Genomic DNA, 21,040 nt, shown 5'->3' with positions numbered 1-21,040 from the left:
GCGTAGGCTTTTTTACGCAATCTATAGTTCTAGGTGTGCCTGCAAGGCGCTTTGGTTATCCAGTCCTTCAGGTGTTTTTCATCAGGATTTAAGGTTGCGGGTCTATCCCTTCAGTCTTCCAAGGGCGTCATACCGCGATTACTCGGAATTTACGTTTCACGTCGAAGACGGACAGTTTTGCCATGACGGGGTCCCTTTATCCCGTTTGTTGTTTGAGAGGTCAGTGACCATGTCAGTTCGTGTGTACATCGGCAATTTACCGCGCGACATTGAGCAAGCCGAGTTGGATGCGGTCTTTGCAGAGGCCGGCGAGGTTTCGGCCAAACTGGTCACCGATCGCAAAACCGGTAAATCGCGTGGTTTCGCCTTTGCAACGGTCGCTAGCGACGAGCAAGCAGATGCTTTGATCGAGCGCTTCAACGGCACCGAAGTGCAAGGCAGCACCCTCAAGCTCGAAAAAGCTCAGCCGCGTGAGCGGGACAACGACGGCGGCAACAACCGTCGTCGCAGTGGCAGTGCCGACAACCGCCGCTCCGGCAAGAGCGCACCTCGCGTCATCTCTTCCGGTCCTGAAGGCTTCCAGCCCGATCCCCGCTGGGCACAAGAGCTGGAAAAACTCAAAGAATTGCTGGCAGCTCAAACGGTCTCCTAATCCAGAGACTCGAGACTGTCTGAATCAATGACTGAACGGCGGCTAGAAATTGATTTCTAGCCGTTTTTTGTTGCCTGCTTGGAGGCTGGTCGAATTACGCCGCCCACGGCATCCTAAAAGCAAGGCATTGGAGAGTGGCATGGGCGTGCGTCTTTGGATTTTGGCTATGGTCTGGATGCCCCTGCCAGCGATCGCGCTCCCCAGCGATCGCCAGCTCCAAGACTTCGCCAAAGAGCTCTGCGCCATCAATAGCCCTAGTCCCCAGCAATTCGAAGCAGCGGTCAGTCAGCAGATCAATCGTTGGATCAGCGACCAAAGTCTGACCGAGGCAGATCTGAAAACACCCAACAGTGCAGAAGCTCTAGGGGCTCAGCTTGCTGGTTTTCTGATTCAGCAATGTCCTCAGCAAGCCTCAAAACTCTTTGGGATTTAGGGAGCATAGCTGCAGGAAAGGTGCTGGTCATCTAGGGCAAGGCGGCTCATCGCTGATTTTTGATAGAGTCTTGCTGTCACCCAAGGAACGCCCCAATGCTGGAGCTTTACCAGTTTGAGTTATCACCCTACAGCGAAAAGGTTCGCCTGATTCTCGACTTCAAGGGTCTGGAGTATCGCAAACAGGAAGTGACTCCGGGCATTGGACAGTTTGAAGTGTTTCGCCTCTCGGGGCAGCGCCAAGTTCCGGTGCTGAAGGATGGCAGCGAAGCGATCGCTGATTCCACCGCGATCGCCCAGTACCTCGATCAAAAATTTCCAGAGCCGCCGCTAACGTTGGCCGATCCGCAGCAGCAAGCACTGAACGTCTTGCTGGAAGATTGGGCCGATCGCAGCTTTGCTGCAGATGTGCGCACGGTACTCCTTGGGGCTTTAGGCTGGGATCCCAGCCTGCGAGAAGCGGCGCTGCCCAACCAAGTACCCGGGCCACTCCGTAACTTGGTCAGCGCTGTCCCTAGCGAAGTCTTCAGCGTCCTCGGCAGCGGTGTTGGCCTCAGCCCAGAAACACTACGAACCGCCCGCCTCAACCTCGAGCAAGGCCTCAAAGCGCTCTGCCAACGATTACAGAATCAACCCTACCTATTGGGCGATCGCCCAGTTCTGGCAGATTTAGCGATCGCGGCTCACAGCCTCTTTCTGAAATTCCCGACAACCGCTGCGATCGACATTCCCAGTGGTCTGCGCGGGCGCGGTGTTCCTGGCTTGGTCGATAACCCCGACTATGCTGTGTTCTTCGAGTGGCGCGATCGCCTCTATCGCGAGTTTCGCCGCGGTGCTGCTGTCACTCCCCCGAGCAGCGGCAACGGGCCAACCAAAATTGCGATCGATTAACGCGATTTGCCAGCAGGCTGAAGTTGGCCGATTGCTTCAGCCTGCTGTTGGATCAGGATGCAAAAATCTGACCTTGATCGATCAGGCGACTGTCTTTATCAAAGGTTTGGATTCGTAGTTCGTTGCCATAGACCTCGAGTCCTGCAAAGCTCAGGGTGCTGGCTGACTGAGCCGTCCAGGCTGAGCGGCCCACGGGTCGCAAGCCCGCTCCGGCGCCCACAATTAGATAAGTTGTGCCATCAATCGGCTGAGTGCGTTCATAGCTGTGGTCATGACCACTGATGTAGAGCTGGACACCATGGCGCTTAAACAGGGGCACAAGGCGGCTGATCAGCGTCCGGTTAACACCATAGAAACCAGATGAATAGATCGGATGATGACCAAATACCACCTTCCAAGGCGCAGTGCTCGCCCGTAGGGCGCGATCGAGCCAAGTCAGTTGATTGTTCCAGTCCGCATTGCCGTTAGTGTCCAGCGCAAAAAAAGCAACCGGTCCTTCCTGGAATTGGTAATAGCGCCCAGCCATGTTGAAACCGGGATAGCGTACCTGATCGTTACCATTGTTGGTGCGGATGTCGTGGTTGCCCAAAACAGCCCGAAACTTAACGCCCGATTGCAACAACGGTGCATAGGGACGCTCAAACACTGCTTGAATTTTTTCGATTTCGCCGTTGTTGTAGATGTTGTCGCCGGCTAACAGCGCAAGTCGATAGGGATTCGATCGCCGGTAGCGTTCCATCGCTGCAGCGACTGAATATTGCCCACGGGCACCCGTTCCTGTGTCCGCAACGGCGATGAAGCGAAGATCCAAAGAACGATCGCTGGCGGGCAGGGGTGTGATCGCTTGAGCTGGCGAGGGTTGCAGCCATTGCCGCCCCATCCCAGCGGCGATCGTACTCAGTCCGCCCAACACCAGCAGCTCACGGCGCTTCATGCCCAAGTCCTCAGCAAAACGACTACACTCTAGCCGCTAGAACCCGCGATCGCTGCACACTCGCTTACCTTGAAGCAATGGCTCCGGTCGCGAACCGAAGGTTCTTGAGGAAGTTGGCTGGATGATGACGAATTTCGAGGAAAGATGCCTGAGGTGCAGCAGGCTTATAGATTCGAAAGACCTTCATCAAGGAAAGAGAAGCAGCACTTTCAAGAGGGCCAACGAAGCGGATATCCCGATCGAGAAAGCAGGGATCAGTGACCAGCTTTTGGACTTGGGCTTGGCTGAGAAAAAAGCAGCCTGAATGAGGATTGACACTGCGTTCGAATGTCATGGGAAACCCTAGGAATTGTCCCGTTAGCTGCAGGGCCTCGCGATCGGGCCAAAACTGAACAGCAACACCACTGTTCGGACCATCGACATAAAGCTTATGAGGTTTTCCTTCTGCTACTAAGGATTCAAAACGATTAGGCTGTAGCACTGCTTGGGGCCCAACATTGGTTTGAAACCACTGTAACTTCAAGAAGAAAAGTGGATCTTCAATAATCAAGTCATCTTCTAGAAACCCATACCAATCAAAATCCTGTTGGCGATCGCGAAGATAGGCTTGAGCTTCAAAGCCTAAGAACATTGGATCGCACTCGACTGGACAGTGCCGATACAAGTTTTTGGGGCAGGATAGATACTCTAAAACGTGACAGCCTTGAGTTGTAAAAATGGCAATTTCGATCTCAGCTGCTTTTTGCTGATTGGCTGGCTGTAATGTGCGATCGCGAATTTGGAGTACAGCCTGCTGGGGGCCAAACTGACTATGTAAAGCAGCGATAAGACGACTCAGAGCCGCGACACGCGGACTCGGGTCTGCCCCAAGCGAGCCATAGTTACCGCCAGTTGGCTTCCAATAATGTGGCACTACAAATAACAGCTTCATGACTCAATTGAGGTCGGTTATCTGAGATGGAGAGCAGATTGGCTGTTTAGACTCCGAGGAGAATTTAGTGATGGAGGATTTGCCGCATCGCTAGTATCGTCCCATGAGCACGCTCGCGATCGCTTCTGGCACTCGCTCACGACCCAGTATCAGACACTCAAGCATGCTAGGGAGCCTGGGGGAGTGGTGCTGTCGGTTCGACTGGTGGCGGTGGTGCCGTCGGTTCTAGAGACGGTGGTGCTGGAGCTTGGGGTTCAACCGGTGCTTCTGGTTCCGGTTCAGGTCCTGCAGGAGCAGGAGCTTGATCAACTGGCTCAGAGCCCGAGGAAGACGGCGGTTCATAGTACCGAGGTTCCTCAACCGCAGGCTCTTGACCAAAGTCAGCTTCGTAATCTGGTGATGGCCGATTGGGGGTTGACCCACCGGAGGGAGCTGGGGGCAAGCTACCGGCAAAACTGGGGGAATCCGCTAATTCAATCCCTGCTCCGTAATCATATCGACCTGGTCCGCGATCGATTCCACCTAGATCGCGTCCACTCGTGAACTGCGCCTTAAACAAGGGCTTGCGCTGTTCAGGCTTGGGCAGCGGCGGGAATTTCTCCGGCGGGAGGTCCTTAATCGCCTGTGCCATGAAGCGATACCAAGCCACCGCCGCTGCACTACTCCCACTGCCAGTTGGAGCAAAATTGTCGTAGCCCAGCCACACTCCCGTGACCAGCTGTGGGATATAGCCAATGAACCAGAGATCACGGGCTTGCTCAGTCGTGCCTGTTTTACCTGCTACAGGGCGATCGGGCAGATAGGCTGCGGCCCCAGTTCCAGAGGTTACGACGCGTTCCAGCATAGAGGTAACTAGCGCAGCAGAGCCTGGGTCCAAAGCTTGGACAGGTTCAATCTGCTTATCTTGGTAAAGTCGGCGACCACGATGATCAATAATCTCCGCGATCGGGTGGGGCGTGAGATATTGTCCACGATTAGCTAAGGTTCCATAAGCACTGGTGATCTCCAGCAAGGTGACATCGGAGGCTCCCAAAGCTAATGGATAGTAGCGTGCGAGGTCGGCCCGAATCCCCATCTGTCGGGCAACCCGAATGACGTTGTCAATTCCAACATCCCGCAGCACTTTGATCGCAACAATATTGACCGAGTTGGTCAGCGCCTGAGTCAGGCTGATAGCGCCACTAAAGCTGCGACTAAAGTTTTGTGGCTTATACCCCCCTAGGTTTAGCGGTGCATCCACATAAATCTGAGACGGCGACATTCCCGAGGCGATCGCCGCTGCATACACAAACATTTTGAAGGTGGAGCCAGGCTGCCGGTAAGCCTGGGTCGCGCGATTGAACTGACTACGATCAAAATCGACACCACCGACCATGGCGCGAATGGCTCCACTGCGGGGATCGATACTGACGAGTGCCCCTTGCAAGCTGCCGTAGGTGGAGTCTTGAATCGCCTGATCTGCCGCTTTCTGCCAGCGATAGTTCAAGGTTGTCTTGAGTGTGAGTCCGCCGTATTCCAAAACGTCTGGTGAGACAAATCGTGGCAATTCCTGTCGGACATAGTTGGTGAAATAGGGCGCTATGCTCTGGGCGTATTTGGGGCTGGCCGGTTTGAGCGCCAACGGTTCGCGGCGAGCAGCCTCTGCTTCAGCAGGCGTAATAAAACCCACTTCCTGCATCCGGCTCAAAACAATGTTGCGTCGCTCTTGCGCAATCTTGAGTGAAACCAGTGGGGAATAGGCGGTCGGAGCAGGCGGAAGCCCTGCCAAGGTTGCCATTTCTCCAAGGCTCAAGTCCTTGACCGGCTTACTGAAGTAGACCCAGGCAGCATCTGCCACCCCGTAGGCACCGGCACCGAGGTAGACCAGATTGAGATATTGCTCAAGGATTTGGTCTTTGGTCAGCTCTTGCTCTAGCTTCTGAGCCATCAGCGCCTCATTGAACTTGCGCTGAATGCTGCGTTCTTGGCTGAGAAATACAATGCGGGCCAGCTGCTGCGTGATCGTGCTCGCCCCTTCCTGAACTTCACCGCTCAGGAGATTGGTGACACTGGCACGGGCAATGCCTACCAGGTCAAGGCCACTGTGTTCGTAGAAGCGCTGATCTTCCGCGGCCAGAAATGCTTGGCGTAGCTGCAGCGGAATTTGATCAAAAGGAACCTTGTCACGGGTCGCCGGCCCAATCTTCTGCAGCACAACATCGTCTGCCGAGAGAATGGTGATCGTGCCGGGACGGGTAAAGCTATAGACTTCTCGCGGATTGGGAAGCTGCTGAATCAGTCGCCGCCGACCCACTTCTGCACCAGCAACAGTTGCAGCACCGATCGCAACGGCCACGATCGCTCGGAGCCAGCGCCGTCTGCCTGGAGGATGAGCCGCCCGCTTTGCTCGATGAGCCTGTCGGCGCTCCGCTCGACTTTTTCGCGTGCGGGTGGTGTTCGTCTCAGGACGGGCTTTCCAAAAAGCTAAGCGCCCCAAAAAAGAGGGAGAAGTAGCCGGGCGATCGCTCGTCTGGTCAACAGCAGAAGACTTGGCCACCGATGGTTGATTGCTAGAGCCAGACACCGCTAGGTTAAAACTCCTCGAAATAGTGATGCCCAGTGATCGAGCGATCGTGCAGGGATCTTAGCCGTTCACAGCGCAATCAGCAGTCGATTGAGGGGCAGCTCAAGAAAAGTCCAAGCTAATGCCGTTGCTGACCCTACCGCCCAAGCCGCTGAGCCAGCGTTTTAGATTTAGATTGCAGCTTTGCGGAGGTCAGGAGTGTCGAGCCGCGATCGCTGTTTAGCGTACCTCACAGATTCCCAGCTGAGGCGCATCGTTGATGCAAGAGTTTGCGCTCGGGCTCTGTAAAGCACTTTGATACGATCGAAAGACTTTTGCTGCCTGCCACCATGCTGACGATCGCCCTGCCCAAAGGTGCCTTACTCAAGGACAGCATTCGCTTGCTGCAATCCGCAGGGCTCGACTTTAGCGCCTTTTTGGAACCCGGAAATCGTCAATTACAAATTCTCGATCGTCAGGGTCGGGCCAAGGCTTTGCTGGTGCGCAATTCCGATGTGCCAGTTTACGTGGAGTATGGACAGGCTCAACTGGGAGTCGTCGGCTATGACGTGCTGCGCGAGAAAACTGCCCGAGTCGCTCAACTGATCGACCTGGGTTTTGGGGGCTGTCGGATGTCGATCGCGGTGAAGGCCAGCAGTCCCTACCGTTCGGCTCTCGATTTACCGGCGCACTGTCGCATTGCCTCCAAATTTGTCCACTGTGCCCGCGACTATTTCCACGATTTAGATTTGCCGGTGGAGATTGTGCCACTCTCCGGTTCTGTCGAACTGGGTCCGATTACCGGTATGTCAGAAGCGATCGTGGATTTGGTAGCCACGGGGCAAACCTTGCGCGAGAACGGGCTTGTTGAGATTGAAACCCTGTTTGAAAGCACAGCTCGTCTGATTGCCAACCCCTTGGCCTATCGAATTAATGCGGATGGTATCGGCGATCTGATTAGTCAACTCCGGCAGACCGTTGCTCAGGCGATCGCGGCAACTTGTTAGGGTGAAGCATGACCCAGTCCGTCATTTAATTCATGCTTGCTCTGCTACGCCGTTGGGATGATTGGTCACTGTTGCAGCGGCTTTTGCCCTATCTCGGTCGCTACCAGCGGCCCCTGATTGGAGCACTAATCCTACTGGTGCCCTTGGCCTTGGCGGGTGCTGTTCAGCCCATGTTGGTGGGTCAGGCTATCTCCGTCCTGCAGAACAAGCCCACTTGGACTGTGCTGCAGGGGATGAGCCGCAGCGATGGGTTGAACCTGTTGTCGCTGGCTCTGCTGGTCACCATCGTTGTGCGATTGGCTTTTCGGGGCGTGCAGGGTTACTACGTCCAGGAAGTGGGGCAGCGCGTGACGGCGGACATTCGCCAGGACTTGTTCCAACACGTGACTTCGTTGGCTGTGCGCTTTTTTGATCGCACACCGGTGGGCAAGCTGGTCACCCGTTTGACGAATGATGTTGAAGCCCTCGGCGAGGTGTTTTCGACTGGGGCAATCGGCATTCTCAGCGACATTGTTTCGTTGCTGGCGATCGCGATCGCCATGTTTTGGCTGCAGTGGCAATTGGCACTATTGCTGACCGTTTTACTACTGCCCACCACTGCTGTCATTCTCTATTTCCAGCGGCGCTACCGCATCGCTAACTACCGGGCCCGCGAAGAGCTGTCAAACCTCAACGCTACCCTGCAGGAAAATATGGTCGGCATTGGTATTGTCCAGAGTTTCCGTCGCGAAGCCTACAATGCCCAGCAATTTCGAGTTGCCAATCAACATTATTTAGAAGCTGTCGATCGCACCATCTTTCACGACTCAGCTATTTCTGCCACGCTGGAATGGATCTCGCTGGCTGCGATCGCGGCAGTGCTCTGGCTAGGCAGCTTTCTCGTGCTGCAAGATCAGATGAATTTTGGTCTGCTCGCCGCCTTTATTCTCTATTCCCAGCGGTTGTTTGATCCGCTACGCCAACTCGCTGAAAAATTCACTTCAATTCAAGCTGGCTTTACGGCGATCGAGCGGATTGTTGATATTTTCAATGAGCCAATTGAAATTCGAGATGCAGCCAAGCCCCAACAACTGAGTCTTGACACTTCACAATCGGGTGAAATTCGCTTTGAGAATGTTTGTTTTGGCTACAAACCGGATGAGCCAGTTATCCATAATCTCAATATCACGATTCAGCCCGGTCAAAAAGTAGCACTAGTGGGGCCAACTGGTGCAGGTAAGAGCACAATTATTCGCTTGCTTTGTCGCCTCTATGAACCGACCCAAGGTCGGATTTTAATTGATGGAATTGATATCCGTGATCTGCCGCAGGTAGAGTTACGCCGGCACCTAGGGGTCATTCTCCAGGATGGTTTTCTGTTTGCTGGTGATGTGCAGAGCAACATTACGCTCGGAGAACCCTACGACACGGATGCTGTACAAACTGCCGCTCGACGCACCAATGTTGCTGATCTAATTGAATCCCTTCCCCAAGGCTATGCCACGCCGCTGCGGGAGCGAGGTACAAATCTTTCGGGTGGACAACGCCAGCTCTTGGCATTTGCGCGAGTGGCGATTCGCGATCCCAAGGTTTTGATTTTGGACGAAGCAACCGCAAATTTAGATGTTGGGACCGAAGCTTTGGTGCAAGAAGCTTTGGATGATTTGCTGAGCGATCGCACGGCAATTATCATTGCCCACCGACTCTCAACGATTCGCAATGCCGATCGTATCCTTGTCCTTCGTCAAGGGCAACTGATTGAGGATGGTTCGCACGATGTCTTGATGGCACGCAATGGGCTTTATACCAGTCTCTATCGCCTTCAATCACTGGGTGTAGAAGTGGCCTAGAGGCTGTTGATTTCCTCGTCACCAAGCATGCTTTCTCAGTATTGATCTCCAACCCAAAAAGGGTGGTAAATAGCATTTTTTTGAGATCGCTATTTCTGTTATCGTGCTCTCCCTGGGAGTAAATCTTCGCTGATTGCACAGAGTTTCTATCGTTTTCTAACGAATCCTCAGTCTTTCCAACGAACTGTTGATTTCGCTACAGTCCTCGTGCCTCCTAGAGATAGGACGTGCGATCGCGAGGCTCCGCCATGACGCTCACTAGCTTCCAGCCAACCGCTGGCAATGAGTCGCGAGACCAACAGTTTGTGCTCTGGTTCGAAGACGTTGGTATTGACGATATCGCGCTTGTCGGTGGCAAGAATGCCTCCCTCGGCGAGATGATCCGCGAGCTCCTGCCCAAAGGGGTCAACGTTCCCTTGGGTTTTGCCACCACTGCGACAGCGTTCCGCTTTTTCCTTGCTGGGGCAGGCCTGGAACCCCAGCTCCGCCAACTGTTTGCGGATTTGGATGTGGAGGATGTTGCCAATCTGCGGGAACGCGGTCAGCAAGCCCGCAATTTAGTCCTCAATACGCCCTTTCCGGTGGAGCTAGAAACTGCGATCGCGGAAGCCTATCAGCAACTTTGCGATCGCTATCAACCTGTTGCTTCTGTTTGCGATCGCCTTAGCGGGCTCGATCGCGATCGCTGTCAGCGTCAGTTCGGCAGTGTCGATGTGGCGGTTCGTTCCAGTGCGACTGCAGAGGATCTGCCCGATGCTAGCTTCGCTGGTCAGCAGGAAACCTATCTGAATGTGCGCGGGGTACAAGCGGTCATCCAAGCCTGTCATCGCTGCTTTGCGTCGCTGTTCACCGATCGCGCCATTTCCTATCGACAAATCAAGGGCTTTGACCACTTTGAGGTGGCTTTGTCAGTTGGGGTGCAAAAGATGGTGCGCTCTGATCTGGCTGCTTCGGGCGTGATGTTCTCAATCGACACGGAAACGGGTTTCCGCAATGCGGCCCTTGTGACAGCAGCCTACGGCTTGGGTGAAAACGTCGTCCAAGGCGCAGTTAACCCTGACGAATTTTTTGTCTTCAAACCGACGTTGCAGCAGGGCTATCGCCCAATTCTCGACAAGCGCCTTGGCAGCAAAGAGATCCGCATGGTCTATGACGAAGGCGGATCGAAGCTGACCAAAAACGTCTCCGTGGCTGAGAGCGATCGCCAACGGTTTGCCATCAATGACGATGAAGTGCTGCAGCTAGCTCAGTGGGCGTGCATCATCGAGGATCACTACTCTGCCAAACGGGGCTGCTTCACCCCGATGGATATCGAGTGGGCCAAGGATGGCCTCAGCAGCGAGTTATTCATCGTCCAAGCCCGCCCCGAAACAGTGCAATCTCAACGGGCGAGTAATCTGTTACGCAGCTACCAACTGCAAGGCAGTGGCCCGGTGCTGGTGGAAGGGCGAGCCGTCGGTGAAATGATCGGCCAAGGTACGGCACGGGTCATTCTTGATGTTCATCACATCGCCGATTTTCAAGCGGGTGAAGTGCTGGTGACCAATCGCACCGACCCAGATTGGGAACCGATCATGAAGAAAGCCAGCGCGATCGTGACCAATCAAGGCGGTCGGACTTGCCACGCGGCAATCATTGCCCGCGAGATGGGAATTCCTGCGATCGTAGGGTGCGGAACAGCTACTACTGCGATCGCCACGGGGACTGATGTCACGGTCTCCTGTGCGGAAGGTGATCAAGGTCGTGTCTATGCTGGCCTGCTGCCTTTTGAGGTCCAGGAAACGGTACTGGACGATCTACCCCGCCCGCGCACTCAGATTCTGATGAATGTCGGCAATCCTGAGGAAGCCTTTGGACTGGCGGCGATTCCCTGCGATGGCGTCGGGTTAGCACGACTGGAATTCATCATCGCCAATCACATTCAGGCTCACCCGCTGGCGCTGCTCCACTTCGAGCAGCTTGATGATCTGCTGGTGCAGGCCAAAATTGCGGAGCTGACAGTTAACTACGATCGCAAAGCTGACTTCTTCGTCGATAAGTTGGCGCAGGGCATTGGCCGGATTGCTGCTGCCTTCTGGCCGAAGCCAGTAATTGTCCGACTCTCGGATTTCAAGAGCAACGAGTACGCCAATCTCTTGGGCGGGCGACAGTTTGAACCCCGCGAAGAAAACCCGATGATCGGCTGGCGGGGCGCCTCACGCTATTACGACCCGCAGTACCGGGAGGCTTTTGCGCTGGAATGCCAAGCATTCCACCAAGTACGCGAGGCGATGGGGCTAACCAACGTCATTCCGATGGTGCCCTTCTGTCGGACGCCGGAAGAGGGGCGACGGGTACTGGTAGAGATGGAAGCCAATGGCCTCAAACGTGGCGAAAACGGCCTACAGGTCTACGTAATGTGCGAACTGCCCAGCAACGTGATCTGTGCCGATGCCTTTAGTGAGGTGTTTGACGGCTTTTCAATTGGCTCCAATGATCTGACTCAGCTCACCTTGGGGCTCGATCGCGATTCGGCTCTTGTGGCAGCTCTGTTCGATGAACGCAACCTAGCGGTTAAACGAATGGTGGCGCAGGCAATCCAAACGGTCAAAGCCTCCGGTCGCAAGATTGGTATTTGCGGCCAAGCCCCCAGTGACTATCCCGAGTTTGCAGCCTTCTTGGTAGAGCAGGGCATTGATTCGATCAGCCTCAACCCCGATTCCGTGCTCAAAACGCTGCTAGCGATCGCAGAGGTCGAAGCCCGTCTCGCTGCTGGACGGGACTAGGGGGCTCAGGGCACCCTAGAGGCAAGCTCGGACTCCAAACTACAGATGAGCATGCTGCCTGTCGGCACGGTTCTCAACGATCGCTATGAACTCGATCGCCCACTCGGGCAGGGAGGAACGGGGACGACCTATCGTGCCCGCGATCGCCAGAGTCAACAGACGGTGGCGATCAAAGTTCTGACGCTCAGCGGCACCACTGACTGGAAGATCCTCGATCTGTTTGAGCGAGAAGCCCGGACTCTCGCGACGCTGCAACATCCGGGTATTCCCCGCTATCGCGATTACTTTCAGGTCGAAACACCAACGGACTGTTACTTCTGCCTCGTGCGGGATTTGGTCGAAGGTCAGCCGCTCGATCAATTAGTCGAGCAAAGCCAGCGCTTTCAGGAGCAGGAAGTCGTTGCGATCGCGACGCAAGTGCTGGAGATTCTGGTCTACCTGCAAAGTCTCTATCCGCCAGTGGTTCACCGTGACATCAAGCCGCAGAACTTGATTCGCCAAGCCGATGGACAGCTGCAGCTGATTGACTTTGGCTCGGTGCAGGCGATCGCCCGCGAAACCTTGCTGGGCAGCAACACGTTTGTCGGCACGCTCGGCTACATGCCCCCTGAACAACTTCAGGGTCAGAGCACACCGCAATCTGATCTCTACGCTTTGGGTGCAACGCTTGTTTTTCTGCTGACGGGGCGATCGCCCGATCAACTGCAACGGCAGCGATTGCGCATCGACTTTCGACCCTATGCGAGGGTCTCCGAGCGCTTAGCCACATGGCTCGATCAACTCTTGGCACCTTTGCCCGAAGAGCGTTTTGCTTCTGCTGCGATCGCCCTGCGTGCCCTGCAGACCCCCGATCCACCCGTGATCCGAGAGCGTACGCTCACCGGTTCTCCAACAACCACCGTTCTTAGCCTGCGGCGTCCGGCAGGTAGCAACGTCGAACTGATTCGCAGCCCACAACGTCTGCGCCTTCGCATTCCGCCTCAAGGACTTCGACTTTCCCTTCTAGGACTCGCCGGATTTGCGCTGTTTTGGAATGTCTTGCTGGTTTTTTTTACAGCGACATTTGCTGTCAGTGCACCGCTCTTTCTGCTTTTCTTGCTGCCTTTCTGGTACGTCGGCATCATGCTGATGGCACCGCTCTGTTTGGCCCTCTTCGGGCAGACGATTTTAGAGGTGGGACGCGATCGCTTTCAGCTCCACATGACGGCTTTAGGCATCAGTAAAACCCTGCGGGGTCAGACGGATGACATCAATGCGGTAGAAGTGGCGAATAGCGGGGTTCGCATCAATGATGTGCCACTCTACACCTGCGTTTTACAGGTAGGTATTCACCGCCATCAGTTTGGCTTTATGTTGACGACAATTGAGCAGGAGTGGATTGCTGCTGAGCTTCAGCAATTTCTACAGCAACTAGTTTGAATTGGTTGCGCTGTTGGGATAGGCAATGCGTTTGTGATGGAATTGCTGCCAAATTTGAACAAAGACTTCCGCGATCGTGGCGAGATCCCTGCGGTTTAAGCCTGAGGCAGCAAGCTGATTATCCTGCCAGCGAGCACGAATAATACGCTTCACCATTCGGAGAGCATCTTCGATCGTGGCATCCTCCAGCGATCGCAGTGCTGCTTCACAGGAATCTGCCAACATTACAATGCCGGTTTCACGGCTTTGGGGAATTGGACCGGGATAGCGAAAATCCCGTTCATTCACTTGGTACCGTTCTGGATCTTTCTGGGCCAGTTCCTTTGCTTGGTGATAGAAATAGGCGATTAGCATCGTGCCCTGATGTTCCGGGATAAAGTCCCGTACCGCCTTTGGTAATCCTGCCCGTCGCGCCAGTTGCACCCCTTCCGAGACATGTCGTTGAATAATGGCTGCACTTTGCCAAGGATCGTTGATCTGGTCGTGCTGATTTTGACAACCCTGCTGGTTTTCAACAAAACAGCGCGGCTCACAGAGCTTGCCTACATCGTGATAGAGCGTACCAGTGCGAACCAGCTCCATGTTGCAGCCTAAGGCTCGGGCCGCAGCTTCGGCGAGCGAGGAGACAAACAGGGTGTGCTGAAATGTTCCCGGTGCTTCAGCAGCCAGTCGGCGCAGCAGGGGTCGGTTTGGATTCGCTAGCTCCGCCAAACGGATTGGGGTGACAAGGTCAAAAATCCGCTCGAGATAAGGGCTGATACCTAGCGCTACCACACTCCAAGCCATGCCCCGCAGTGCATGAATGCCCACGGTGGTTAGCAGGGAGATCCAAGAGGCGACAAACAGCCCAGCAGGGGGATTGATCAAGCTACAGAGCAAGAAAGTGACCCCTTCAGCCAAGCCAACCCCTAGCCCCAGCAGGGCTACTTCTTCCCGCGATCGCAGCGATCCAGCGCGGACTGCGCCCACCAGCCCAGCGATAGAGCTGGCCATCAAGGAGTTGAGATCGACCACGGGTACTAGGTTCAAGCCCAAAGGGGCGATCGCCGTTAGCAAGACGACCAAGGTGCTGCCCAAACGGGCGCCGTAGAAGCTGCCCGCCAGTAAACCGACAGCTGGCAAGGTCGAGACATGCAGCGGGGTGCTGTAGCCCAAGGGCACTGACAAGGCGAGGATCAGCAGCAGCAGGCGATCGCCCACGCGCAGGTTAGGTTGCCAGCGACGTTGCATCAACCAAAAAACGCCAAAGCCTGCCGTCACAATGCCGCCAAAGCCGATCAAGCCCGGCCAGTTGGGGCTACGGCGGGTCAGACCAAAGTAGTCCAGCAGAGCAAATTCTCGCTCGCGAATCACTTCGCCCGAGGCAACAATCACCTGCCCCTTACGCACGGGCACAACCACATCATCGACAGCGCTGGCCCGTAGTTCAGCCAAAAAGCGCGTTTTTTCTTGATCGACTTCTAGGGTGCTCTGGTTGTTGAGCACCTGCCCCAGCAGGGTTTGACCAACCAAGACGGAAGAAGTCGAGAGCTGATTGCCCAGTTGGGATCGAATCGTGTTTTGGATGACCGCTTCAGGCAATCCTTGCGGCAGCCCTTGGGCCAAGATGCGATCGAGTGCCACGCGAAGCGAGAGCTGGAGCTGCTGCCACTGACGATTGCTGAGGTCGAGCAATTCTGGCTGAAACGGTGAGGGGCGATCGGGCGACTGCAGGGTATCCAAGCTGGCCCGTGCCCGACTATAGCGCTGCTGGGCTTGGCGAATACTGTTCAACACTAGCGACCAAGTCCGGGGCGATCGCTGGCGAGCTTGTTCCAGGCTGTCGAGCAGTTGTTGAAGCTCTGGGTCGGTCAGGGGTTGATTGGGTTGAGTCAGGGCGAGCTGTAGCTGCTGCCAACGTTGCGGGGGGAGCTGACGCAGCGTTAGCTGGGTCTGTTCACTGAATTGAGGCAGGGGCAGATAGGGGAACGCCCCAAGCTGTTCCCGCACTTCATCGCCTTGATCCAAAAAGGCATTCAGGGTTTGACGGAGCTGCTGATTGGTCGTGGCATTAATCCGCAGCACGGACGTTGTGCCCGATCGCGCTTCACTGCGGCGGCGATCGGTACTGAGGCGATCGACCACCTGCGCCGAGTCGGGTGCCGTAATGGTGACAGCCGCACGCATCCCCACATCAAGGCGAGGCTGATTATAAAATCGCTGCCCACCCAGAGCAGTCATGGCAATGATGCCAACGATTCCGAGCACCAGACAGCGTCGGTAAGAGCGACGGCGCTTCGGAGGCATCACTGAGCAGACTGCTCCCACGGAGAGCGGTTCGTGGGATGGCTGCCACCAGCGTGGCTGCTGACGAATGAAGGGTCGGACGATCCAGCCGGGCAGGGAACTCATGGAATTGAACGCCAGATCACGAGGGCCAGCAGGCAATGAAGAGAGACATGGACAGGCGATCGGCAAGCATTAGGCCGATTATAGCGAGTTGACCTCTTCGGCTCAGCCATACTCAGGGGTCAACCCCCCTATTGCATTGGCGGCTGACGGTAGCCTGCCTGCCAAGCTCCCAGTTGCCAGCTGAGGACTTGAAGGCGATCTTGTGGCAGCGATCGCCACCAGTGCAGCGGCAGGATCACGGTTCCAAACTGACGGCCTAGGTGGGCTAATTCCAGTGCGATCGCCTCTGGTTCATGCTCCTGTTGCCGCGCGATCGCTAGTTGTAAATCCAGCTCTGGCAACAGGGTTGGCTTGGGGGATTCCAACGGTACGGCTGTGAGATAGCGCTGGGGCAGAGCAGCTATGCCGATGGCTGCAGGTGGTTCCTGGCGTTGCCAGATGGCTGTGGCGATCGCTTCCCAGGCTTGCAAAAGCGGTTCCGGCCCATGGTGGTGAAACTGCCAGACATACAGTGCGATCGCCAATGGGGCTAGCCAGCGATCGGTCTGAGGAGACAAGCTAGTGACAGGATGCGACATCGGCAAACCAGCGGAGCACTCAAAGGATAGACGGGATGGCGGCAGCAATACTGGATGGTCGGGCCTTGGCAGCACAATGGCGACAAAATCTGCGATCGCATGTGGAAGCGATCGCTCCCGCCGTGGGTCGTCGTCCCGGACTAGCAGTGATTATGGTCGGTGACAATCCTGCCAGTGCCGTCTATGTTCGCAACAAAGAAAAAGCCTGTGAGCAGACGGGCATTGTCTCCTTTGGCAAACATCTGCCCAGCAACAGCAGCGAAGCGGAAATTCGTGCCCTGATTGAATCGCTCAATGCTGACGATCGCGTCGATGGCATTTTGGTGCAACTGCCCTTACCCAGCCATTTGGATGCAGTGCCATTGCTCCTCGCGATCGATCCTGAGAAAGATGCGGATGGTTTGCACCCACTGAACCTTGGGCGGCTACTCCGCGGCGAGGAAGGTCTGCGCAGCTGCACGCCAGCGGGTGTGATGGAATTGCTAGCGGCCAATCAAATCGATCCCGCCGGCAAAAAAGCAGTCGTGATTGGTCGTAGCATCCTCGTCGGCAAACCGTTGGCAATGATGTTGCTCGAAGCCAACGCCACCGTCACGATCGCCCATTCCCGCACTCCTAACTTGCCGGAAGTGTGCCGACAAGCCGACATCTTAGTCGCCGCCGTGGGCCGGCCCGAACTGGTGAGCGTTGACTGGATTAAGCCCGGCGCAGTCGTCGTTGATGTCGGCATTAACCGACTGGAAGACGGCCGTTTAGTTGGGGATGTGGACTACGAAGCCGCCGCCGCTACCGCCAGTTGGATCACCCCAGTTCCCGGCGGGGTTGGTCCAATGACCGTGGCAATGCTGTTGCATAATACGGTCTTGAGCTATTGCCGCCGCTCGGAACAGCCGTTTCTGCGCTAGACCGCTGAGTGGTGTGGCCTGTTTCCCATTGCGCTAAGTCCTATGGTCGCCTCTTCATCGCTTCGCTTCGATCTCAAAAGCTATCTAAAGGAGCGGCAGCGCCAAGTTGAGGCAGCTCTCAACGCGATTTTGCCCCCCCAAGAGCCGCCGTTGATCTACGATGCCATGCGCTATTCGCTGCTGGCAGAAGGCAAGCGGCTCCGCCCGATTCTCTGCCTGGCGAGTTGCGAGCTGGCGGGTGGAACGGCAGCGATCGCTCTACCCACGGCCTGTGCCTTGGAAATGGTGCACACTATGTCGCTAATCCACGACGACCTACCGTCGATGGACAACGATGATTTTCGGCGGGGTCGTCCCACCAATCACAAGGTCTACGGCGAAGACATCGCCATTTTGGCTGGTGACGCGCTGCTGACCTATGCCTTTGAAGCGATCGCTAGCCAGACACCCGAAGTTCCCGCCGATCGCGTCCTCAAGGTGATTGCGGCTCTGGCTCGCGCCGTCGGTGCAGAAGGGCTCGTCGGTGGTCAGGTGGTGGACTTGCAGTCCGAAGGTCGCGATGACGTCGATCTCGAGACCTTGCACTACATCCACACCCACAAGACCGGTGCGTTGCTAGAGGTATCGGTGGTTTCCGGTGCAATTCTGGCCGGCGCTAGCGATGAGTTGCAGAAGCAACTGCGCACCTACGCCCAAAAAATAGGTCTGGCCTTCCAAGTGATTGACGACATCCTCGACATCACGGCCACGGCTGAGGAATTGGGCAAAACGGCAGGCAAGGATCTCGCGGCGCAGAAAGCCACCTATCCCAGTCTTCTTGGCCTAGACGCTTCTCGGGAGTATGCCGATCAGCTGATTACTGAGGCGAAAACTGCGATCGCGGCCTTTGGGCCGGAAGCAGATCCGCTGCGGGCGATCGCAGACTACATCACTGCACGGAAACACTGATGCTGGCAATTCTTCAGCAAGTGCTGGCCAATGATGTTCTCGTTGCAGCTCTGTTGGCCTGTGGTATTGCACAGTTCTCGAAGCTCATCGTTGAAGGGGTGCGCGATCGCCGTTTGAACTGGCATGTACTGATTGAAACCGGCGGCATGCCCAGTTCTCACTCCGCTCTTGTCGCTGCCTTGGCCACAGCAGTGGGCCGCCAGCAGGGGTGGGGCAGCCTCGAATTTGCAGTCGTCACTGTCTTCGCGATCATTGTGATGTATGACGCTGCCGGCGTTCGCTGGGCAGCAGGACGTCAAGCCCGCATTCTCAACTTGATCAGTGAGCAAGTCTTGACGAGTCAAGAGGATAGTGATGAAGACGCGATCGAGCGTTTGAAAGAAGTTTTGGGACACACACGACTGGAAGTTTTAGTCGGTGCTGCTCTTGGTGTCGCGATCGCCCTGCTCTTAGAACCGGCCTTGTCACTCTCCGAGTGGCTGTAAGTTCAGCCCCGGAACCAAACCTGCAAAGGGATGGATTGCCTTACAAGCGCAGGGGCAAAAGCAAGCTCCTGACTGAACTTCGCTTTTTTCTAATCGCTTGGGTCAGACTTGCCAACATCCAGCAACATCTGTCCAAAGATGACTCACAGACCAGACTGCAGCGAGGGATCGAGTGCTGGATCGCTCTGCTCGGCTGCGATCGCCTGGTGGATCCAAGTGTGGATCGCCTCAGCCACAGCATCAGTTTGTTCCAGCATGGCTAAATGCCCACAGTCTTCCAGCTGTCGCAGGTTATGTCCTTCCAGCCCAAAGCTGGGGTGGAAGCTCGCCAGATGCTGCACATAGGCTGGCGGCATGATCGTGTCGCGATCGCCCGCCAAGAAGTACGCAGGCTGCGTGAGCCGCGCCACCAGACTAGGCAGGCAATTAACCTGTTCTGCCGTTGTTGAATCCAGCAAGCTACCGGTTGCTGCAGCCGCATCCGCTCCCAAAAAGTCCCGTAGTCGTCGACGCGCCCATTGTCGTGGTAGAGGACGATGCACACTGTCCCAACAGAAAGGCAACTCAGCACCGGGAATTTGTCGCAACCATTGTGGACGCCAGCGAATTAACTGCTGACCAAAGCCGCGAAATCGCTCAAATTCTTGCTCAATGTAGATGCCACCCCCTGCATTCACCCCAATCACGCCAGCGATGCGCTCGGGACAGAGCCGTGCCGCCCAAAGGGCGATCGTGCCCCCGAGCGAATGACCAACCAGCCAGACTCGTTGGAGGTTGAGGGCAGTGAGAAGGTCGATCAAATCCTCAGCGTAGTCAACCGGGCTATGCCCTTGATCAGGATTGGCAGTCGATTCTCCAAAGCCGCGTAAGTCGTAACTCAGACACCCCCAATGCGATCGCAATTGTGCGATCAGCGGTTGCCAATAAGAACGACTCAGCAACCAGCCGTGAATAAAAACAAGCGTGAGGTCAGGGTCGCCATCCGTCGGATCGTACTGATCGTAGGCGTGTAACGATCCCCGTAAATTCAGGTGGGGCATGCCTTTAGGATAAAGGCTCCAAGCCAGCAGGCTATACTAGCCACTGGCACAGCGCCCAAGCGAGTGGCAGCAGGAATGGGGTTTTGGAAGAGTTTACTCTCTGCACTGGAGTCACCCGTTACCGTTTCCAGCTCTGCTTCTGACGATCCCCTCGCTGGCTATGGTCCAGAAGCCGTTGAGATTACCCCCGCGATTGCCACTGATCAACGCCTGATCCTCAGCACTCGTCGCGATATTGACCTACAAGAACTCGAAGCTCTATGCGATGCCGTGGGCTGGTCACGTCGCCCAGTGCGCAAGGTTCGTCGCGCCCTCGATAACAGCTTTCTCGTCGTTTCAATGTGGGAACACCTCGCTCAGCAGCGGCGGCTGATTGGCTTTGCCCGCGCCACCTCAGACCATGCTTTCAACGCCACGATTTGGGATGTGGTGATTAATCCCAGCTTTCAAGGGCAGGGTCTCGGACGTGTCCTGATGGAGTATGTGATCGCGCAGCTGCAGCAAGCTGATATTCCCAACATCACGCTGTTTGCCGATCCCCATGTGGTCGACTTCTACCGGCGCTTGGGATTTGTGCTGGACCCCGAGGGCATCAAAGGCATGTTTTGGTATCCCAACTAGGGGCAGATGGTTCCCATGGATGATCTCCAACAGCTCTGGACTTGGCTCAGTGGCGAGTTCAGCAACCAGCCACAAGCGATCGCAGAACCCGTTCACTTTGTTCAACTGCGCCTGTGGCAACAGCCCCTACTGTTGTTTGGGCGCGATCGCCCCTGTCTGTTTCTAGAGCAGGCGAATGCCCTCCAACTCGATCGCCCTTACCGCCAACGGCTGCTCTGCTTAGAGGCCGACTCCTCAGGTCAACTAACCGCTCAGTTCTATCAATTCAAGAACGCCACAGCCGTACTCGGAGCTGGAGCGGATCCTGATCGCCTGCGATCGCTCACCCCAGAAGATATCCAACTCCTCGAGAGCTGTCGTTTAACGGTGGAGCACACCCCACGGGGTGGATACAAGGCCCAGTTACCAGCAGGCTGTCGCTGTCGGTTTTGGACAGATGGGGTCGAACGACAGGTCAGTTTGGGCTTTGAAGTTTGGCAGGATCAGCAGACAGTTCACTTTCATAGCTTCGATCGCGGCATTGATCCTGAAACGGGGCGCAGCATTTGGGGCGCGTTGATAGGTCCCTACGAATTCACGAAGCTTACGGACTACAGCATCCCAAGTTGAACATTCAGCCTGGCATGATGCCGACTCTGCATTGAGCGCAACGTTTGCGCTAAGGAACCGC

18 protein-coding genes are annotated in these 21,040 nt (G+C 55.8%); 12 read left to right on the top strand and 6 right to left on the bottom strand.

The window, feature by feature from the left end; genetic code table 11:
- Window positions 1–229 precede the first annotated feature (229 nt).
- The 3 genes from DOP62_RS12835 (at window position 230) to DOP62_RS12825 (ending at window position 1,975) form a co-directional block, all read left to right on the top strand.
- On the top strand, window positions 230–652 hold the full coding sequence (locus DOP62_RS12835) for an RNA recognition motif domain-containing protein (RefSeq protein ID WP_208674282.1): 423 nt from the start codon (window positions 230–232) through the stop codon (window positions 650–652).
- A 139-nt stretch (window positions 653–791) separates the two neighbouring features.
- Window positions 792–1,085: a hypothetical protein gene (locus DOP62_RS12830; protein ID WP_208674285.1), complete on the top strand. Its 294-nt coding sequence runs from the start codon at window positions 792–794 to the stop codon at window positions 1,083–1,085.
- Window positions 1,086–1,180: 95 nt separating this feature from the next.
- The gene (locus tag DOP62_RS12825) at window positions 1,181–1,975 is read left to right on the top strand and encodes a glutathione S-transferase family protein (protein WP_208674287.1); all 795 of its coding nucleotides are present in this window, start codon (window positions 1,181–1,183) and stop codon (window positions 1,973–1,975) included.
- 52 nt (window positions 1,976–2,027) lie between these two features.
- Here the strand turns inward: DOP62_RS12825 and DOP62_RS12820 are convergent, their stop codons facing one another.
- The 3 genes from DOP62_RS12820 to DOP62_RS12810 form a co-directional block, all read right to left on the bottom strand.
- Entirely contained in the window at window positions 2,028–2,909 is an 882-nt protein-coding gene (locus DOP62_RS12820) for a metallophosphoesterase (RefSeq protein WP_208674289.1), read from the bottom strand.
- 64 nt (window positions 2,910–2,973) lie between these two features.
- Window positions 2,974–3,840, bottom strand: coding sequence for a hypothetical protein (locus DOP62_RS12815; protein ID WP_208674291.1), 867 nt, complete (start codon window positions 3,838–3,840; stop codon window positions 2,974–2,976).
- A gap of 166 nt (window positions 3,841–4,006) precedes the next feature.
- Complete coding sequence (locus tag DOP62_RS12810; RefSeq protein WP_261789870.1) at window positions 4,007–6,376, bottom strand: transglycosylase domain-containing protein; 2,370 nt, start codon at window positions 6,374–6,376, stop codon at window positions 4,007–4,009.
- A 356-nt stretch (window positions 6,377–6,732) separates the two neighbouring features.
- On the opposite strand from DOP62_RS12810, the gene hisG reads away from it, so the two are divergent.
- The 4 genes from hisG (at window position 6,733) to DOP62_RS12790 (ending at window position 13,402) form a co-directional block, all read left to right on the top strand.
- Entirely contained in the window at window positions 6,733–7,389 is a 657-nt protein-coding gene (gene hisG / locus DOP62_RS12805; RefSeq protein ID WP_208674294.1) for an ATP phosphoribosyltransferase, read from the top strand.
- A 32-nt stretch (window positions 7,390–7,421) separates the two neighbouring features.
- Entirely contained in the window at window positions 7,422–9,218 is a 1,797-nt protein-coding gene (locus DOP62_RS12800; protein ID WP_208674296.1) for an ABC transporter ATP-binding protein, read from the top strand.
- 248 nt (window positions 9,219–9,466) lie between these two features.
- A complete protein-coding gene (gene ppsA, locus DOP62_RS12795; RefSeq protein WP_208674298.1) occupies window positions 9,467–11,983 on the top strand; it encodes a phosphoenolpyruvate synthase in 2,517 nt (838 codons plus the stop codon).
- Window positions 11,984–12,028: 45 nt separating this feature from the next.
- Window positions 12,029–13,402: a serine/threonine protein kinase gene (locus DOP62_RS12790; protein WP_208674301.1), complete on the top strand. Its 1,374-nt coding sequence runs from the start codon at window positions 12,029–12,031 to the stop codon at window positions 13,400–13,402.
- Here DOP62_RS12790 and DOP62_RS12785 read toward each other — a convergent pair.
- Together DOP62_RS12785 and DOP62_RS12780 are read right to left on the bottom strand one after the other, a co-directional pair.
- Window positions 13,394–15,793: an HD family phosphohydrolase gene (locus DOP62_RS12785; RefSeq protein WP_261789872.1), complete on the bottom strand. Its 2,400-nt coding sequence runs from the start codon at window positions 15,791–15,793 to the stop codon at window positions 13,394–13,396. The genes DOP62_RS12790 and DOP62_RS12785 overlap by 9 nt on opposite strands.
- Before the next feature lie 128 nt (window positions 15,794–15,921).
- Complete coding sequence (locus tag DOP62_RS12780; RefSeq protein ID WP_208674305.1) at window positions 15,922–16,371, bottom strand: hypothetical protein; 450 nt, start codon at window positions 16,369–16,371, stop codon at window positions 15,922–15,924.
- Window positions 16,372–16,406: 35 nt separating this feature from the next.
- On the opposite strand from DOP62_RS12780, the gene folD reads away from it, so the two are divergent.
- Genes folD through DOP62_RS12765 form a run of 3 tightly spaced genes read left to right on the top strand, consistent with a single transcriptional unit; the run spans window position 16,407 to window position 18,709 of the window.
- Window positions 16,407–17,276: a bifunctional methylenetetrahydrofolate dehydrogenase/methenyltetrahydrofolate cyclohydrolase FolD gene (folD, locus tag DOP62_RS12775; RefSeq protein WP_370538811.1), complete on the top strand. Its 870-nt coding sequence runs from the start codon at window positions 16,407–16,409 to the stop codon at window positions 17,274–17,276.
- Window positions 17,277–17,318: 42 nt separating this feature from the next.
- Entirely contained in the window at window positions 17,319–18,224 is a 906-nt protein-coding gene (gene crtE / locus DOP62_RS12770) for a geranylgeranyl diphosphate synthase CrtE (protein WP_208674309.1), read from the top strand.
- Entirely contained in the window at window positions 18,224–18,709 is a 486-nt protein-coding gene (locus tag DOP62_RS12765) for a divergent PAP2 family protein (RefSeq protein ID WP_208674311.1), read from the top strand. The genes crtE and DOP62_RS12765 overlap by 1 nt, the downstream gene beginning before the upstream one ends.
- A 143-nt stretch (window positions 18,710–18,852) precedes the next feature.
- Here the strand turns inward: DOP62_RS12765 and DOP62_RS12760 are convergent, their stop codons facing one another.
- Window positions 18,853–19,749 (bottom strand): alpha/beta fold hydrolase, encoded by an 897-nt coding sequence (locus DOP62_RS12760; RefSeq protein WP_208674313.1) that lies wholly within the window; start codon window positions 19,747–19,749, stop codon window positions 18,853–18,855.
- 75 nt (window positions 19,750–19,824) lie between these two features.
- Here DOP62_RS12760 and DOP62_RS12755 point away from each other — a divergent pair, with 75 nt between their 5' ends.
- Window positions 19,825–20,370 carry a GNAT family N-acetyltransferase gene (locus tag DOP62_RS12755; RefSeq protein WP_208674315.1) on the top strand — a complete coding sequence of 182 codons (546 nt, stop codon included), beginning with the start codon at window positions 19,825–19,827 and terminating at the stop codon, window positions 20,368–20,370.
- 15 nt (window positions 20,371–20,385) lie between these two features.
- On the top strand, window positions 20,386–20,979 hold the full coding sequence (locus tag DOP62_RS12750; RefSeq protein ID WP_208674318.1) for a chromophore lyase CpcT/CpeT: 594 nt from the start codon (window positions 20,386–20,388) through the stop codon (window positions 20,977–20,979).
- Window positions 20,980–21,040: the final 61 nt, after the last annotated feature.

It is taken from the genome of Synechococcus elongatus PCC 11801 (genome assembly GCF_003846445.2).
Taxonomy (GTDB): Bacteria; Cyanobacteriota; Cyanobacteriia; order Synechococcales; family Synechococcaceae; genus Synechococcus; species Synechococcus elongatus_A.
The sequence above is the reverse complement of the archived record's forward strand: the minus strand, read 5'-3'. Positions and strand labels throughout refer to the sequence as shown.

Bases quoted from the DNA above. Each gene is read 5' to 3' on its own strand.
- DOP62_RS12800 (WP_208674296.1), top strand. From the start codon at position 7,422: ATGCTTGCTCTGCTACGCCGTTGGGATGATTGGTCACTGTTGCAGCGG.
- folD (WP_370538811.1), top strand. From the start codon at position 16,407: ATGGCGGCAGCAATACTGGATGGTCGGGCCTTGGCAGCACAATGGCGA.
- ppsA (WP_208674298.1), top strand. From the start codon at position 9,467: ATGACGCTCACTAGCTTCCAGCCAACCGCTGGCAATGAGTCGCGAGAC.
- crtE (WP_208674309.1), top strand. From the start codon at position 17,319: ATGGTCGCCTCTTCATCGCTTCGCTTCGATCTCAAAAGCTATCTAAAG.
- DOP62_RS12815 (WP_208674291.1), bottom strand. From the start codon at position 3,840: ATGAAGCTGTTATTTGTAGTGCCACATTATTGGAAGCCAACTGGCGGT.
- DOP62_RS12750 (WP_208674318.1), top strand. From the start codon at position 20,386: ATGGATGATCTCCAACAGCTCTGGACTTGGCTCAGTGGCGAGTTCAGC.
- DOP62_RS12760 (WP_208674313.1), bottom strand. From the start codon at position 19,749: ATGCCCCACCTGAATTTACGGGGATCGTTACACGCCTACGATCAGTAC.
- DOP62_RS12780 (WP_208674305.1), bottom strand. From the start codon at position 16,371: ATGTCGCATCCTGTCACTAGCTTGTCTCCTCAGACCGATCGCTGGCTA.
- DOP62_RS12835 (WP_208674282.1), top strand. From the start codon at position 230: ATGTCAGTTCGTGTGTACATCGGCAATTTACCGCGCGACATTGAGCAA.
- DOP62_RS12755 (WP_208674315.1), top strand. From the start codon at position 19,825: ATGGGGTTTTGGAAGAGTTTACTCTCTGCACTGGAGTCACCCGTTACC.
- DOP62_RS12790 (WP_208674301.1), top strand. From the start codon at position 12,029: ATGAGCATGCTGCCTGTCGGCACGGTTCTCAACGATCGCTATGAACTC.
- DOP62_RS12765 (WP_208674311.1), top strand. From the start codon at position 18,224: ATGCTGGCAATTCTTCAGCAAGTGCTGGCCAATGATGTTCTCGTTGCA.
- DOP62_RS12820 (WP_208674289.1), bottom strand. From the start codon at position 2,909: ATGAAGCGCCGTGAGCTGCTGGTGTTGGGCGGACTGAGTACGATCGCC.
- hisG (WP_208674294.1), top strand. From the start codon at position 6,733: ATGCTGACGATCGCCCTGCCCAAAGGTGCCTTACTCAAGGACAGCATT.
- DOP62_RS12825 (WP_208674287.1), top strand. From the start codon at position 1,181: ATGCTGGAGCTTTACCAGTTTGAGTTATCACCCTACAGCGAAAAGGTT.
- DOP62_RS12785 (WP_261789872.1), bottom strand. From the start codon at position 15,793: ATGAGTTCCCTGCCCGGCTGGATCGTCCGACCCTTCATTCGTCAGCAG.
- DOP62_RS12830 (WP_208674285.1), top strand. From the start codon at position 792: ATGGGCGTGCGTCTTTGGATTTTGGCTATGGTCTGGATGCCCCTGCCA.